The 14,625-nt window shown below is 68.6% G+C and carries 15 protein-coding genes; 9 read left to right on the forward strand and 6 right to left on the reverse strand.

What is annotated here, in order from left to right; all coding sequences use genetic code 11:
• Positions 1 to 16: 16 nt before the first annotated feature.
• Complete coding sequence (locus tag ACIQJ5_RS05940; RefSeq protein ID WP_402842081.1) at positions 17 to 820, forward strand: inositol monophosphatase family protein; 804 nt, start codon at positions 17 to 19, stop codon at positions 818 to 820.
• Complete coding sequence (locus tag ACIQJ5_RS05945) at positions 820 to 1,383, forward strand: hypothetical protein (RefSeq protein WP_402841831.1); 564 nt, start codon at positions 820 to 822, stop codon at positions 1,381 to 1,383. Before ACIQJ5_RS05940 ends, ACIQJ5_RS05945 begins: the two co-directional genes overlap by 1 nt.
• Before the next feature lie 29 nt (positions 1,384 to 1,412).
• Here ACIQJ5_RS05945 and ACIQJ5_RS05950 read toward each other — a convergent pair whose 3' ends face one another.
• The 5 genes from ACIQJ5_RS05950 to ACIQJ5_RS05970 form a co-directional block, all read right to left on the reverse strand.
• On the reverse strand, positions 1,413 to 2,876 hold the full coding sequence (locus ACIQJ5_RS05950) for a hypothetical protein (RefSeq protein ID WP_402841834.1): 1,464 nt from the start codon (positions 2,874 to 2,876) through the stop codon (positions 1,413 to 1,415).
• Between the two features lie 40 nt (positions 2,877 to 2,916).
• Complete coding sequence (locus tag ACIQJ5_RS05955; RefSeq protein WP_231089776.1) at positions 2,917 to 3,531, reverse strand: ATP-binding cassette domain-containing protein; 615 nt, start codon at positions 3,529 to 3,531, stop codon at positions 2,917 to 2,919.
• A gap of 107 nt (positions 3,532 to 3,638) precedes the next feature.
• Positions 3,639 to 4,877: an MFS transporter gene (locus tag ACIQJ5_RS05960; protein WP_231089777.1), complete on the reverse strand. Its 1,239-nt coding sequence runs from the start codon at positions 4,875 to 4,877 to the stop codon at positions 3,639 to 3,641.
• On the reverse strand, positions 4,874 to 5,308 hold the full coding sequence (locus ACIQJ5_RS05965; RefSeq protein WP_402841839.1) for a MarR family winged helix-turn-helix transcriptional regulator: 435 nt from the start codon (positions 5,306 to 5,308) through the stop codon (positions 4,874 to 4,876). Before ACIQJ5_RS05965 ends, ACIQJ5_RS05960 begins: the two co-directional genes overlap by 4 nt.
• Before the next feature lie 38 nt (positions 5,309 to 5,346).
• Positions 5,347 to 6,156 (reverse strand): IclR family transcriptional regulator, encoded by an 810-nt coding sequence (locus ACIQJ5_RS05970; protein WP_402841840.1) that lies wholly within the window; start codon positions 6,154 to 6,156, stop codon positions 5,347 to 5,349.
• Positions 6,157 to 6,269: 113 nt separating this feature from the next.
• Here ACIQJ5_RS05970 and ACIQJ5_RS05975 point away from each other — a divergent pair, with 113 nt between their 5' ends.
• From ACIQJ5_RS05975 to ACIQJ5_RS05995, 5 genes are all read left to right on the forward strand, one after another.
• Entirely contained in the window at positions 6,270 to 7,040 is a 771-nt protein-coding gene (locus tag ACIQJ5_RS05975; RefSeq protein WP_402841843.1) for a CoA transferase subunit A, read from the forward strand.
• 1 nt (position 7,041) lies between these two features.
• Positions 7,042 to 7,698 (forward strand): CoA transferase subunit B, encoded by a 657-nt coding sequence (locus tag ACIQJ5_RS05980; RefSeq protein WP_402841846.1) that lies wholly within the window; start codon positions 7,042 to 7,044, stop codon positions 7,696 to 7,698.
• A 10-nt stretch (positions 7,699 to 7,708) separates the two neighbouring features.
• Positions 7,709 to 8,893: an acetyl-CoA C-acetyltransferase gene (locus ACIQJ5_RS05985; RefSeq protein WP_402841849.1), complete on the forward strand. Its 1,185-nt coding sequence runs from the start codon at positions 7,709 to 7,711 to the stop codon at positions 8,891 to 8,893.
• Between the two features lie 19 nt (positions 8,894 to 8,912).
• Entirely contained in the window at positions 8,913 to 9,350 is a 438-nt protein-coding gene (locus ACIQJ5_RS05990) for a GNAT family N-acetyltransferase (RefSeq protein WP_402841852.1), read from the forward strand.
• 382 nt (positions 9,351 to 9,732) lie between these two features.
• Positions 9,733 to 11,379: a DUF222 domain-containing protein gene (locus ACIQJ5_RS05995; protein WP_402841854.1), complete on the forward strand. Its 1,647-nt coding sequence runs from the start codon at positions 9,733 to 9,735 to the stop codon at positions 11,377 to 11,379.
• A 485-nt stretch (positions 11,380 to 11,864) separates the two neighbouring features.
• On the opposite strand, the gene ACIQJ5_RS06000 is transcribed toward ACIQJ5_RS05995, so the two are convergent.
• Positions 11,865 to 12,107 (reverse strand): hypothetical protein, encoded by a 243-nt coding sequence (locus ACIQJ5_RS06000; protein WP_231089785.1) that lies wholly within the window; start codon positions 12,105 to 12,107, stop codon positions 11,865 to 11,867.
• A gap of 197 nt (positions 12,108 to 12,304) precedes the next feature.
• Between ACIQJ5_RS06000 and ACIQJ5_RS06005 the strand changes: the two genes are divergently transcribed.
• Together ACIQJ5_RS06005 and otsB are read left to right on the forward strand one after the other, a co-directional pair.
• Positions 12,305 to 13,723 (forward strand): trehalose-6-phosphate synthase, encoded by a 1,419-nt coding sequence (locus ACIQJ5_RS06005; protein ID WP_231089786.1) that lies wholly within the window; start codon positions 12,305 to 12,307, stop codon positions 13,721 to 13,723.
• Positions 13,720 to 14,496, forward strand: a complete 777-nt coding sequence (otsB, locus tag ACIQJ5_RS06010) for a trehalose-phosphatase (RefSeq protein WP_402841858.1) — start codon at positions 13,720 to 13,722, stop codon at positions 14,494 to 14,496. Before ACIQJ5_RS06005 ends, otsB begins: the two co-directional genes overlap by 4 nt.
• Positions 14,497 to 14,625 lie beyond the last annotated feature (129 nt).

Genomic DNA, 14,625 nt, shown 5'->3' on the forward strand with positions numbered 1-14,625 from the left:
CGTGACAGCGTCTGCGATCCCCTCCCCACCCGCGTCCGACCTCTACGCCGCGGATCTCCTCCTGGCTCTGCGGCTCGCGGATGCCGCGGATCGTGTCGCCATGTCGCGATTCGATTCGGCCGATCTGGACGTGCAGGCCAAACCCGACGCCACGTTCGTCACCGACGCCGACATCGCCACGGAGCGAGCCGTCCGGGAGATCCTGGACACGGAGCGTCCCCGTGACGGTGTGCTGGGCGAGGAGTTCGGCACCAGCGGCACCTCATCGCGCCAGTGGATCATCGATCCGATCGACGGCACCCACAACTACCTCAAGGGCATTCCGATGTGGGGCGTGCTCATCGCGCTTGCGGTGGACGGCGTGCCGCAGGTCGGCGTGGTGAGCCAGCCGGCCCTCGGACGACGCTGGTGGGCCGCCACCGGACAGGGCGCCTGGACCGCGACGGCGGAGGGAGATCGCCGGATCCACGTATCTGACGTCGACGACATCGCCCGCGCCAGCATCAGCTTCCAGAGCATCGCGCAGTGGGACGAAGTCGGTCGCGCCGACGATCTGCTGCGTCTGACCCGCGCCGTCTGGCGCGATCGCGGGTACGGCGACGTGTGGCCCTACATGCTGCTCGCCGAAGGACGACTCGAATTCGTCGCGGAGTTCGACGTCAAGGAGTACGACATCGCAGCCATCGTCCCGATCGTTCGCGAGGCGGGCGGCCGTGTGACCGACATCGACGGCGTCGATTCGATCTCGTCGCGTTCGGTGCTCGCCACCAATGGCGTGCTGCACGAGGCGTTCTCCAGGTTCCTCGGAAGCGCGGATTGATGAGGGAGCGGCTCCTGCGCGGCGGTGCGCTGCTGCTCGCGATCGGGGTGCTCGCCGGCTGCTCGCCCGCGGCGCCCGAGGGTGATACTCCGGTGGCGCCACCCGTGACGGGGGAACCCAGCACGCCGGACCCGGAGAGCAGCGAGACGGCGACGGAGCCGGTCGAGCTCACCTGCGAGTCGATGATCTCCGCGGGTCTCGTCTCCGGTTACACCGCACAAGGCTGGACCGCCGTCAGCAATCCGCTCTACATCGGCTCCACGCTGATCCCCGACGGGATGTCGTGCACCTGGGGCAACCACGCGGGGGAGGGCAACGACATCGCGCAGGTGTTCGGATACGGCACCCTGACGCCGGAGCTGGCCGCGCAGGCCCAGGCCGACCTCGCGGCGCAGGGGTGGACCACAGAAGAGGATCCCGCTGGTGTCGTGGTCACCGAGCCGCGGGAGGGCGCTCTCATCAAGGACGCCGACGGATACGGCATGAGCTATCTCTTCGGCGATGGCTGGGTCCGCCTCGCCGACACGCGCGAGTCCCTGATCCTGGTGGTCTGGCCGCGCTGATCTGCGGGGTCGTCTCCGTGCGGTCGGTCTCAACCGTGCAGCCGCGCACTACGCCAGCGTGAAGCTGCATGCAGTAGCAGTCCGGCCAGGATGGCGGCGCTGAGCGCCGGGACCGTTGCCGTCAGCCCGACGGCGGCGGTCGCCAGTACGGGGCCGAGCGTCCAGATGACGCGGTTGGCGGCGGCCATATCGCCGAACGGGGTGACGATGGGCGCGAGCATCGCGACGGGAAGCGGCGGTTTGCGGGCATCGGCCACCCGCGCGGCGAGCGCGGCCGTGCCGATCAGCACGACACACACGACGGCTGCAGCCGGCACCACGCCGAGGACGACAAGGACCGTCGCGCCGATGATGGCGGTCAGCCAGACCGCCGCGGGGGCGACCAGGTGCAGTCCCAGGAGGGTGAGGGGTGACACACCGTAGAGCGCCGGGGCGTCGGAAGCCTCCGCGGCCAGCCGGACCCCATCGGTGAACGGACCTGCTGCGGCATAGACGATCACCGCTCCCGGAACCGCGAGCCAGGCCGTGCCCGGGGCCGAAAGCGCGAACACCCCGAGAACTCCGGCGCCCAGGAGCCCGACGATGGCGACCACCAGCCGGCCCGGCGTGCGGGTCCAGCCCACCGAGTCGCGTCGGAGGAACACCAGCGGCAGTGCTCCGCGGCCGGAGACAGGGCCTACGGCACGGCGCCCTCTGCCGGTATGGGGCACGCTGCGCGTCGCATCGGCGACGGCGGCGGTATCCAGCAGCACGGCGCCGTCGATGGCGCTCTCCCGACGCTGCGCCGTGCTCACAAGGGCCGACGAACGCAGGGAGTTCAGCAGCAGGGGAATGGCCCCGACGGACACGACGGCGGCGATTACGGCCATGAGCACCGAGACGGCCCGGACATCGTCACTCAGCGAAGCGAGCGGGGGCGTCGGCAGCACGCCCACGGCGAGTGAGAGCGCGATCAGCGCCGCACCCACCAGCGGCGCCGGGTGCGGGAAGCGCTGACCCACGAGCGTGAGGGTGCCTGCCACCATGCCGAGGCCGAACCCGAAGACCGACCACTCGATGGCTGTGGCCGGCGTAAGTGTGCCCACGGTGACGAGCGGCCAGGCCCAGGCAGCCAACACCCCACCCAGCACGGCTCCTCCGATGGCACAGGCACGCAGCATCGGGCCGCCGAACGCACGGACACGGGAGAGCGGGGAATCCGCGAGGATCGCGGTGAGCAGCGGTGTTCGTGCGGCGGGGCCCGCTGCGGCGCCGAGCACCAGCGCGATCCCCCCTGCCAGCAGACAGAGAGCAGGCAGCGCGCTCACCGGGGCCGCGGCGAGCATCGGCACGACAACCGGGTCGACGAGGAGCATCCACACTGCGCGGATGAGGGGCGCGGCCACGACCAGCAGAACCAGGACACCGAGGTACCCGGCGTAGAGGTGGTCGCCGAAGCTCCTCTCCCGGGTGCGCGCCCGGCGCAGGACCGCTCGCAGGCTCGGGGTGCTCATCGCGCCGATCCGTCCGCACACCGCACGTCTCGTCTCCGGTTCATGCTGCGATCCGCACGACCCGGTCAGCAGCCCGCTCGACGTCGTCATCATGGCTGGCGATCAGGAACGTCGTGCCCGCCCGTCGGCGCTCGTCGATGTTGGCGATGAGGCGGTGCCGTCTCTCGTCGTCCAAGCGCTGTTCGGGCTCGTCGAGGATGACGAGCTCGGCTGGCCGGATCCAGGTCGCCGCGAGGTGGAACAGCCGGCGCTGGCCGCTGGAGAGCTCGTGCGGGAACCGTGCGGCGAGTTCCTCGATTCCCCAGCGAGCGATCTCCCGGTCAGCGGCGGCGTCGGCCTCGGCGACGCCCCAGGTGAGCGCGATGAGTGCCAGCTGTTCCCGGATCGTGAGATCACGTGCGGTGGGCGGCGGGTCCAGAAGCGCCGCGACGCGCGTACGGAACCGTCGTGATCGATCGTCCGGGTGATCCTGAGCGACGTGTACCGTTCCGTCGGTGGGTCGACGGCGGCCGGCCACCAGAGAGAGCAGCGTGGTCTTGCCGGAGCCGTTGCGTCCCCGGAGCACGCAGACCGTGCCCCTCGCAACGTCGAGGTCTGTGGGGGGAAGGAGAGTGATCCCGTCCAGGATCACGGTGGCCTGCTCCGCGGTGATCATGTTCCCATGCTGTCATCGGACGGGGGCGAGGGCAGCCGTCGGCGCGGTGCGGCGTGGTTCTGGAACGCCGATGCCCCTGGCCTGCGCAGGCCAGGGGCATCGGGATCTCAGCTGGCGTCGCCGATCGCGACCGCCTCCACCTCTTCGACCGCGTCGGCACCGCGCATGTCGACGCGAGCGAGCCGAGAGCGCCCGAACACCAGCACCAGCGCGGCGATGATCACCACGACCCCCGCGAACACGTAGGGGAGCCAGTCTCCGGCGAGCCCGGCGAGAGCGGCGGCCAGCGGGGGAGCGACGGCGCCGCCCAGGAAGCGCACACCGGAGTACGACGACGATGCGACGGCGCGGGGCAGGTCGGTCGCCTCCATGACGGCCTCTGTGAGCGTCGTGTTGACGACGCCCAGCAGCAGGCCGCCCACAACGATCACCACGATGAGACCCACGGAGTTGTGGATCGTGAAGGCTCCCGCCGCCAGATCGATCGCCAGCAGCAGGAAGGTCGCGATCAGTACCGTGGTGCGCCGGAATCGCTCAAGCAGGCGCGGGGCGAGCCACACGCTGGTGATGGCGAGCGCCAGGCCCCAACCGAAGAACACATATCCCATCTGCATCGTCTCAATCCCCAGTGCGCTCAGCACCAGGGGTGAGAACGCCAGCAGGATGAAGAAGCCCATGTTGTAGAACAGTGCGGCGACGGCGAGCAGGCCCAGCGCGGGCTGGGCGAGAGCGCGGAACGGTGCGCTGATGCTCACCGGCTGGGGCTTCTCGACCTCACCTCGCAACATGGTGATGATCGCGATGAAGGCCACCGCCATCAGGATCGCCACTCCGGCGAACGGACCGCGCCATCCGTAGAGGTGCCCGAGCAGCCCGCCGAGCAGCGGGCCGATCGCGATGCCGACGCCCAGCGCGGCCTCGTACAGGATGATGGCCGCTTCGCTGCCGCCCGCGGCAGCACCCACGATCGTGGCGAGTGCCGTCGAGATGAACAGTGCGTTGCCGAGACCCCATCCTGCGCGGAAGCCGATGACGAGATCGACGGTCCCGCTCAGCGAGCACGCCAGGGCGAACACCACGATCACGGCCAGGCCGATCAGCAGGGTCTTCTTGGCCCCGATGCGGCTGGACACCCAGGAGCTGAAGAACATGACCACGCCGGTGACGGCGAGGTAACTGGTGAAGAGCAACTCGGTCTGCACCGGGGTGGCGTGCAGGTCGGTGGCGATCGAGTTCAGGATCGGGTCGACCAGGCCGATTCCCATGAACGCGACGACCGAGGCGAATGCGACGGCCCAGACGGTCATGGGCTGTTTGAGGAGGGACTGCTGATGGGCAGTACTCATCGATGGGACTCCTGTGATGATGCGATGCGGGAGGCGAGGATCTCGGAGGCGCGGCGAAGCGTCTCCCAGTCCTCGTCGGGGAGATCGGCGAAGAACGGGCTGAGCGCCTCACCGAGTTGCGTCTGCCAGGCGTCGAGCGCATGGCGCCCGTCGGTGGTGACGGAGATGAGGTGCGCGCGGGAATCGGACGGATCCTCTTCGCGGGCCAGTAGACCCGCCTCGGTCATCGCGGCGACCAGCCGGGTCATACCCGGCTGCGTCACGCGGCTGAGGCGGGCCAGTTCGCCGATGCGCTGCGGGCCTTCGCTGATCAGGATGGCGAGCGTGCGCCACTGCGCTGCAGGGGTCTCGTTCTTCGTCGTCACGGCGGCGATGCGCCCGAGAGCAGTGGCCGCTGTGACGATGCGGACGATGTCCTGCGTGTTCCTCATCCGGAAAGCATACCAGAGGTATATACCTTAGGTATGTGTTACGGATGAGAACGAGTCGCGAGAATGCCGGTGAGCTGGTGGGCGTGTGACAGCAGCGCACGCCCGAGCATCGGCAGGCGGTCGGGGCCGAACCGGAACTGAACACCCGTGAGGCTCAGCGCCCAGGCCGGCCTGCCGTCAGAATCGAACACGGCGGCACCGATCCCGTAACTGCCCTCCACGATCAGGCCCGGGTTCAGGGCGTATCCGCGGTCGCGAGTCTCCGCGATGCGTGAGCGCAGCTGCGGCGTGCCGTGCGCGGGTCCGTACCGCACGCGCAGATCGCCCGCGGAAGCGAGATAGGCCTCGCACTCGTCAGCGGGGAGGAAGGCGAGGATGGCGAGTCCGGCCGATGCCACACCGAGAGGGAAGCGTACCCCTTCACTCAGCACGAAGCTGCGGATCGGGAAGGCGCCGTCCTCGCGCACGAGGCAGACGCTCTCGTCTCCGCGTCGCACGGAGAGGAACGCGCTCTCCTCGGTGCGCGTTGCGAGCGATCGCACGACGTCGCGCGCCAGGGCCGGCACCGAGTATCGCGTCGCAGCGACCGTGCCCATGAGGTAGAGCTCGGGGCCGGCCAGCCATGCCCCGCTCTGTTCGTGCCGATCCACGAGGCCCTCGGCCTGAAGCGCGGACAGCAGGCGATGGGCAGTGGAGCGAGTCAGGTCGGCGGCGTGCGCCAGCTCTTGGACTCCCGCACCGCTCTCGCCGGCAGCCGTGACCAGGCGAAGGAGGTGAGCCGCGCGGGCGACGGCCTGCGTTCCCGGGACGGCCGTGCTCACCCGTCGCGTCTCTCGCTGTGTGCTCATAATGTGGACATTAGCGTCCACATCGACCACATGACAGTCTGGTCCCTTTCGTCGGGATCATCTGCGGAGCACCCTGGAGAGGTGCGCGAACGCGGCGGGAGCGAGGAGGCTCGGTGATCGACAAGCAGGTGGCATCGGCCGCGGAGGCGGTGGCGGACATCAGAAACGGCGCGAGCATCGCGGTCGGCGGGTTCGGACTCTCCGGCAACCCGATCGCCCTCATTCAGGCGCTGCTGGAGCAGGGGACATCCCAGCTGAGCGTCGTCTCCAACAACTGCGGCGTTGACGACTGGGGTCTGGGGGTGCTGCTGAATGCACGCCGAATTCGTAAGATGACCTCCTCCTACGTCGGTGAGAACAAGGAGTTCGAGCGTCAGTTCCTCACCGGCGAGCTGGAGCTGGAGCTGACCCCGCAGGGCACGCTCGCGGAGAAGCTCCGCGCGGGCGGTGCGGGGATCGCGGCGTTTTTCACGCAGACCGGAGTGGGAACGCAGGTGTCGGAGGGCGGGTTGCCGCGGCGATACAACCCAGACGGGAGCATCGCGGTCGCATCGCCTCAGAAAGAGGTGCGGGTCTTCGCGCCCGACGGCATAGAGCGGGAGTACGTGCTGGAGGAGGCGATCACCACGGACTTCGCCCTGGTCCACGCGCTGATCGGCGACCGCCACGGCAACCTCGTGTTCCATGAGTCGGCACGCAATTTCAATCCGCTCGCGGCCATGGCCGGTCGTGTCTGCATCGCGCAGGTTGAGAGGCTGGTCGAGCCGGGGGAGATCGATCCCGACGCGGTGCACCTCCCGGGCATCTACGTCCATCGCGTGCTCGAGGTGGGATCGGACATCGAGAAGCGCATCGAGCGACGTACCGTTCGTGAGGGGAACTGACATGGCTCTCACCCGTGAGGAGATGGCGGCGCGCGCCGCACAGGAGCTGACGGACGGCTCCTACGTGAACCTGGGCATCGGGCTGCCCACCCTGGTTCCGAACTACGTGCCCAGCGATGTCACCGTCGTCCTGCAGTCGGAGAACGGCATCCTCGGCGTCGGCCCGTACCCGAGTGCAGAGGCGGTGGACCCTGACCTGATCAACGCCGGCAAGGAGACGGTCACGGTCCTCGCTGGAGCCAGCTTCTTCGATTCCGCCCTGAGCTTCGGGATGATCCGCGGCGGCAAGATCGATGCAGCCATCCTCGGAGCGATGCAGGTGTCGGCCGCCGGGGATCTGGCGAACTGGATGATCCCGGGCAAGATGGTCAAGGGTCCGGGAGGTGCCATGGATCTCGTGCACGGCGCCGCGCGGGTGATCGTGCTGATGGAGCACGTCGCCAAGGACGGCACGCCCAAGATCGTGGATTCCTGCACACTGCCGTTGACGGGGCGCGGGGTCGTGGATCGCATCATCACCGATCTCGCCGTGATCGATGTTACCGAGGACGGTCTCGTGCTCGTGGAGCTCGCGCCCGGGGTGTCCGTCGACCAGGTCGTCTCGACCACCCAGCCTGCGCTCATCGTCCCTGAATCCCTGTCCGTTGAGAATCCGTGAGGATGGAATCATGAACCCCACCGATGTCGTCATCGTCGCCGCCGCACGCACGCCGCAGGGCCGCCTCAAGGGTCAGCTCGCGTCCTTCACCGCCCCGCAGCTGGGAGCGCTCGCGATCCGTGGCGCACTGGAGAAGGGCGGGATCGCGGCCGAGGCCGTCGACGCGGTGGTCATGGGGCAGGTGCTTCCCGCCGGTTCCGGCCAGAACGCCGCGCGTCAGGCGGCCGTCGGTGCGGGTCTCGGGTGGAACGTCCACTCGTCCTCCGTGAACAAGGTGTGCCTGTCCGGCCTCACCGCCGTGATCGATGCCGCGCGGATGATCCGCTCGGGTGACGCGACAGTGGTGGTGGCCGGTGGCATGGAGTCGATGACTCGCGCGCCGCACCTGCTGATGGGCTCGCGCGACGGGTGGCAGTACGGCAGCGTCGAGGTGCTCGATCACATGGCGTTCGACGGTCTCACCGACGCCTATGACCGGGAGAGCATGGGGCTGTCCACCGAGCGCCACAACCCGCGCTTCGGCGTCGATCGGGACGCACAGGATCGCGTCGCGATGCTGTCGCACCAGCGCGCGGCCGCCGCAGCGGAATCCGGTGTTCTCGCCGACGAACTCGTCACGGTCGAAGTACCGCAGCGCAAGGGCGACCCGGTCCTGGTGACCACCGATGAGGGCGTCCGCCCGGCGACCACGATGGAGACACTGCGGGGACTTCGCCCGGCCTTCAGCGCCGATGGTCAGATCACGGCGGGCAACTCCTCGCCGATCTCGGACGGCGCAGCGGCTCTCGTCCTCACCTCACGTGAGCACGCGGCGGCGCAGGGATGGCCGATCCTGGCGGTGGTCGGTGCGAGCGGCCAGACGGCGGGACCCGACAACTCGCTGCAGCTCCAGCCGGCCGATGCCATTGCGAAGGCGATGTCCAAGCAGGGGATCACCGCGGAGGATGTCGACCTGTTCGAGATCAACGAGGCGTTCGGAGCTGTGGTCGCCGCGTCACAGCGCGCCCTCGGCGTCGACGAGGACCGTGTCAACATCCACGGCGGCGGGATCGCGATCGGTCACCCGATCGGTGCGAGCGGGGCTCGCCTCGTCGTGCATCTCGCTCATGAACTCGCACGGCGCGGGTCGGGGACCGGCGCCGTGGGCCTGTGCGGAGGCGGGGGACAGGGTGAGGCGCTCATCCTCACGCGCTGAGGCTGCCTAAGCTGAGGGCATGGTGCAGATCCGCGCGGTGTCCCTCATCGATGAGCCCGTGTGGCGTGAGCTGTGGGCGGGGTACCTCTCGTTCTACGAGACGGAGATCGACGAGGCCACGACCGCCTCGACCTTCGCGCGCGTGGTGGACGGGCGCCAGATCAACGGTGCCCTCGCGTGGGAGGGGGACGCGGCCGTCGGCCTCGTCCACTGGCTCACGCATCCCGCTACCTGGTCGATGCGTCCGTACTGCTACCTGGAAGACCTGTTCGTCTCTCCCGCGGCGCGCGGGGACGGAGTGGGGACAGCGCTGATCGAGCATGTGACGACGTGGGCGCGCTCGAACGCCTGCCACAAGGTCTACTGGCTCACCGCCGCGGGGAACTCCACCGCGCGGTCGCTGTACGACCGGGTGGCACGAGACACCGGATTCGTGCAGTACGCGATATCACTCTGAGCCTCGTTCCACATCACGAGACAGCGGTGGTGGGGTCTGATCGGCGGTGAGACGCTGCTCTTCTGGGGAGCAGATGTGCGCTGTACCGGGGTGTGCGTGGCGTGCGCGGCGTGCCGTGTGCGGTGCGGGGTGATTCGTCTGGAACGTGCCGTGCACTGCGTGGCGCGTGCGGTGTGCGCTGTGCAGCGGTGCGCGGGGCGGGGATGATCCCGGCCTCTGCGGGGCGGTGAAACGACACCGCCCCGTGCGGGGTGCGGTGAAACGACACCGCCACGTGCGGGTGCGGTGAAACGACACAGCGCCGCATGCTGGGCGCAGAAGATCTATCCACAGATCCGCAGTTGTCGAACATAGGAACGACGGAAAGTGCCAGCATTGGGCCATGACATTAGCACCAATGAGCGGCGAGGCCCGGGCAAACGGCTTTGCTCCGCACCCCTCGAACCGGACGGAGCTTCCGCCTTCGCGCGGTTCTGCGGGGCGGGTGCTCGGCCCGGCAATGGCGACGCCGGAGGTGTTGAACTCATACATCGATGCGGTGGCCGCGGTGACGCGTTCCCGTGCCGCCACCGAGGCCATGGAAGCGGCCCTGCTCGCGGATCTCGTAGCGCTGTCGGGGGCGTCGGGGGAGTCTTCACACAGTGACCTCGGTCTGCGCTCACTTGCGGCAGAGGTCGGAGCGGTGATTCACATCAGCGATCGCACCGTTCAACGCCGCATGTCCGACGCGTATCGACTGGTGTGGGAGTTCCCCGCGGTGCACGCAGCGGTGTCCACGGGAGAGATCCTGATGGCTCACGCGCACGTGGTCGTCAACGCGGGTGCGCCGATCACCGCGGGCCCGGCGCGGGAGGCGTTCATCGAGCGGGCGTTGACGCTCGCCCGTGTCGAGTCGCCCAACCGATTGCGGGCGATGCTGGCCAGCGTTGCGGAGGAGGTGCAGCAAATCGGCATCACGGAACGCCACCGCATCGCGAACACGTCGCGAGCCGTGTGGATCACGGATGACGTGGACGGCATGTCCACGCTTCACGCGTACCTTCCGTCGGTCCTTGCGCACGGGGTGAAGGACCGGCTGGACCAGATGGCGCACGCTCTTCGCGGCCAGCGCGGCGATCGCCCTCGAGGGTTTCGGCCGGCCGCCCAGGACCCTCGACGCTGGGCGAATGGCGCGAACTGTTCGGATGGTGCGAGGGCCGTCAGCGTCAGGGACGGCGCAACCAGGGCGAACGGCACCCGCACTGTTCACGGTGCGAAGGGCGCAGCGGGCGATGTCGAACGTGCACAAGCCTCCTGGACGACGGCGAATGTCGTGGCTGGCGAGGGCGCAGCAGCAGATCCTGAGCAATCGCCGTACAAGGACACGCGCACCGTCGACCAGATGCGCGCGGACCTCCTCGCGGATCTGCTCCTGACCAGTGCACCGACCAGTGTGGACACGGCTGTCGGAGCGATACGTGCGACCGTGGCGGTGATGGTCCCCGCACTCACTCTCATGGGAATCACGCACACCGGCGCAGAGCTTGACGGCGTGGTGCCGATCGATGCGGACACGGCTCGCCAGCTCGCCGGCGGAGTCGTCGGCTGGGACCGACTGCTCACCGATCCAATCCACGGCGCTGTCCTCGCCACTGATCGCTATCGCCCGACGGCGGAGATGAAGCGATTCCTCACCCACCGTCATCAGCACTGCAGACACCCCGGATGCCGGGTCCCCGTGAGGCGTACGGATCTCGACCACAACCACGAGTGGGCGAGCGGCGGAAAGACGGACGTCGCGAACCTCGCTCCGCTCTGTCGTCGCCACCACACGTTGAAGACCAGCGCTGGCTGGAGCATCACGCCGCTCGCGGGTGGAGACCTCGAGTTCGTGAGTGCACTGGGCCGATCTCATCTGGAGATGCTCACGCCAAGGAACGTCGGCTTTGTGCCCACCGGCCCTGCAACCGACGAGCGATCCGCGGACTCCAACACGGGCGATCGCTATCGACTTCTGCACGATCACGGGGATCCCGAGCCGCCGTGGTAGTCGGCCCAGAGCCGGTCTCGTTCCGCCCGGCTCCGGCCTTGAGTGTCGCGAGCTTGTGCTCGTCGGCGTGGTCTGCTGACCTGCACGGGATCAGCGCTCCCAACTCTCCAGGCGGATGCGGGGGCTCCCCGGCGCGGCGACGCAAGCCCGGTAATCACAGACGGGTTGCGCGGTCCCTGGCACGGAGACGCCGGCCCGGCGCATCGCAGACGCCGGCGTGCGGCGAGAGGGCGTGCGTCAGGGCGTGGAGGAGAGGGCGAGCGGGAGAGGGCCTGCGGTGGAGGGCGTGCGGGAGAGAGCGTGCGGGAGAGGGCCTGCGGGAGAGGGCCTGCGGGAGAGAGCGTGCGGGAGAGAGTGTGTGGGAGAGGGCCTGCGGAGGAGGACGTGCACGAGAGGGCCTGCAGGAGAGAGCGTGCAGGAGAGGGCGTGCACGAGAGAGCGCGCAGGAGAGGGCGTGCGGGAGATAGCTGGTCCCGGGACCAAGCTCAGCGGAAGCGCTTGAGCTGGCGGCGCTCCTCCTTGGAGGGCTCCGGGTGGGCGACGATGTCGCCACGCGACTCGCGCCGGACCTCGACGATGGTTCCAATGGCCAGGGCCAGAGTCAGGCCCCAGGACAGCCAGGCGACAACGGTGCGCCACGTGAACTGCTCCTCGCGTGTGCCGCGCAGCAGCGAGTAGCCGCTGGTGATCGCTCCGATGATCCCCGTGCCGAACAGATACTTGCGCATGGCACAAACCTATCGGCTTGACGGGGAGAACGGGCTGGGTTCGTGCTGCGTGCGGCCCCGAATTCGTATGTGACGATGTGTATGCATAGCACACGCCACACCGCTGCGCTACCCGCCCGCACATCCACCAAACCTTCCGTCTCGCGCACTAGCCTGGGTGAGCCCACGCATCCGAGACCAACAGTCAGGAGGACCGCGTGCCCAAGCCGGAGCTCGTCGTCGTCGCCAACCGTCTGCCCGTCGATCGCATCGTCGAACCTGACGGATCCACGCATTGGCGAACCTCGCCCGGAGGGCTCGTCGCGGCTCTGGAACCGGTGATGAAGACCGTCAACGGCGCATGGGTCGGCTGGCCGGGTCGCGCCGATCTCGACCTTGAGCCCTTCGACGCCGATGGCATCCGCCTGCTTCCCGTCTCGCTGAGCGAGGACGAGGTGGCCGACTACTACGAGGGCATGTCGAACGACACCTTCTGGCCGCTCTACCACGACGTCATCGCCTCGCCGCGCTACCGTCGCGTGTGGTGGGACGCCTACGTGCGTGTGAATCGCCGCTTCGCAACCCGCGCGGCGGACGCCGTGGCACCCGGCGGCACCGTGTGGGTGCACGACTACCAGCTGCAGCTGGTTCCGCAGATGGTACGGGAGCTGCGTCCCGATGTGACCATCGGCTACTTCCACCACATCCCGTTCCCGGCGAGCGGCATCTACATGCAGTTGCCCTGGCGGGTCCCGGTGCTGCGCGGGTTGCTCGGCGCCGATGTCATCGGATTCCAGCGGCACAGCGATGCCCGCAACTTCCAGACCACCGCGCACCGTCTGCTGCACGTCGAGTCCCGGGCGTCCCACATCACGGTGCCGACGGAGAACGGCGGCACGCGGACGGTGCTCGCCAAGGCGTTCCCGATCTCGATCGACACGGCGAGCTACGCCGAGCTCGCCCACCGCCCGTCCGTGGTCGCGCGAGCACAGGAGATTCGCGAGAGCGTGGGAAATCCCCGCTGCATCCTGCTGGGCGTTGACCGCCTGGACTACACGAAGGGCATCCGGCACCGGCTGAAGGCCTTCGGCGAGCTCCTGGGCGATGAGCGGCTGAGCGTCGCAGACGCGACCCTCATCACGGTCGCGAGTCCGTCGCGCGAGGGCGTGGACGCGTATGCCGAACTGCGTGACGAGATCGAGCTGACGGTCGGACGCATCAACGGCACCTACGACACGCTCGATCACACCGCCATCCGCTACCTCCACCACTCGTATCCGAAGGAGGAGATGGCCGCGCTCTACCTCGCCGCTGACGTTCTGCTGGTGACCGCCCTGCGCGACGGCATGAATCTCGTCGCAAAGGAGTACGTGGCGGTGCGCGACGACGACCGGGGGGTTCTCGTATTGAGCGAGTTCGCGGGAGCAGCCGACGAGCTCTCCAGCGCTCTGCTGGTCAACCCGCACGACATTGACGGGTTGAAGGACGCCATCATGGCGGCGGTGAACATGCCTGCGGACGAGCAACGGCGTCGCATGCGCTCGATGCGACGCAAGGTCATCAAGCACGATGTGCAGGCGTGGTCCGCGGCATTCCTCTCCGCCATGGAGAAGGTCCGAGCGGGGGCGCCGGCATGACGCCCCGGATCATCGAGGAAGTCCGCTCGATCGCCACCACGGAGACCCTCCTGGTGGCCCTCGATTTCGACGGGACGGTGTCCGAGCTCGCCGACGACCCGATGTCGGTGCGGGCTATCCCGGAGGCGACGGCCGTTCTGGACGCCTTGAGTCGGATGGACGATACATACGTGGCGTTCGTGTCGGGACGCTCGCTGCGGGACCTTCAGATCATCACCGAGCGTCCGCCGGTCTCGCCGATCCTCCTCGCCGGCTCCCACGGCGCGGAGTACCTCCTTCCGGCGGCGCTCGCGGAGGGGGAGCAGGAGCCTCTCGAAGAGCCCGCGGATGCGGCACAGCTGCGTGAACGAGCCATTGATGCGATCGCCGACCTGGCGGGTGTGCGCATCGAGGACAAGAGTGCGGGCTTTGCGCTGCACACCAGACTCGCCGCGCCCGCCGTCGCGCACGAGGCCGGCCGGCGCATCGACGCGCTGATGGCGGATGCGGGCTGGCGTCGTCGCGACGGACACGACGTGATCGAATACGCCTGGCGCGACGAGGGTAAGGATGATGCCGTCGCCCACCTGCGGGAGCTCACCGGAGCAACCGCAGTGCTGTTCGCGGGCGACGACGTCACCGACGAGGACGCCCTGCGTTCGCTGGGACCAGACGATCTCGGAATCCGTGTGGGCGACGGGGAGACCTCGGCGCGGCTGAGTGTTTCGGATCCGACGGAGCTGGCTGTGGTCCTCACTGTGATCGCGTCGATCCGCGCGCATCGGGAGGTGTGACTCCGGCTTCCGGGTTTTGCTGGGTCGAGGCGATGTCGGGGTCCGTGTCGGTGGCGGGGACCTCGGTGCGGCTGAGTGTGTCGGATCCGACGGAGCTGGCTGTGGTCCTTACTGTGATCGCGTCGATCC

The sequence above is a fragment of the Microbacterium sp. GXS0129 genome (assembly GCF_044769785.1).
Classification (GTDB): domain Bacteria; phylum Actinomycetota; class Actinomycetes; order Actinomycetales; family Microbacteriaceae; genus Microbacterium; species Microbacterium nymphoidis.

Bases quoted from the DNA above. Each gene is read 5' to 3' on its own strand.
- ACIQJ5_RS05945 (WP_402841831.1), top strand. From the start codon at position 820: ATGAGGGAGCGGCTCCTGCGCGGCGGTGCGCTGCTGCTCGCGATCGGG.
- ACIQJ5_RS05950 (WP_402841834.1), bottom strand. From the start codon at position 2,876: ATGAGCACCCCGAGCCTGCGAGCGGTCCTGCGCCGGGCGCGCACCCGG.
- ACIQJ5_RS05955 (WP_231089776.1), bottom strand. From the start codon at position 3,531: ATGATCACCGCGGAGCAGGCCACCGTGATCCTGGACGGGATCACTCTC.
- ACIQJ5_RS05960 (WP_231089777.1), bottom strand. From the start codon at position 4,877: ATGAGTACTGCCCATCAGCAGTCCCTCCTCAAACAGCCCATGACCGTC.
- ACIQJ5_RS05965 (WP_402841839.1), bottom strand. From the start codon at position 5,308: ATGAGGAACACGCAGGACATCGTCCGCATCGTCACAGCGGCCACTGCT.
- ACIQJ5_RS05970 (WP_402841840.1), bottom strand. From the start codon at position 6,156: ATGAGCACACAGCGAGAGACGCGACGGGTGAGCACGGCCGTCCCGGGA.
- ACIQJ5_RS05980 (WP_402841846.1), top strand. From the start codon at position 7,042: ATGGCTCTCACCCGTGAGGAGATGGCGGCGCGCGCCGCACAGGAGCTG.
- ACIQJ5_RS05985 (WP_402841849.1), top strand. From the start codon at position 7,709: ATGAACCCCACCGATGTCGTCATCGTCGCCGCCGCACGCACGCCGCAG.
- ACIQJ5_RS05990 (WP_402841852.1), top strand. From the start codon at position 8,913: ATGGTGCAGATCCGCGCGGTGTCCCTCATCGATGAGCCCGTGTGGCGT.
- ACIQJ5_RS05995 (WP_402841854.1), top strand. From the start codon at position 9,733: ATGACATTAGCACCAATGAGCGGCGAGGCCCGGGCAAACGGCTTTGCT.
- ACIQJ5_RS06000 (WP_231089785.1), bottom strand. From the start codon at position 12,107: ATGCGCAAGTATCTGTTCGGCACGGGGATCATCGGAGCGATCACCAGC.
- otsB (WP_402841858.1), top strand. From the start codon at position 13,720: ATGACGCCCCGGATCATCGAGGAAGTCCGCTCGATCGCCACCACGGAG.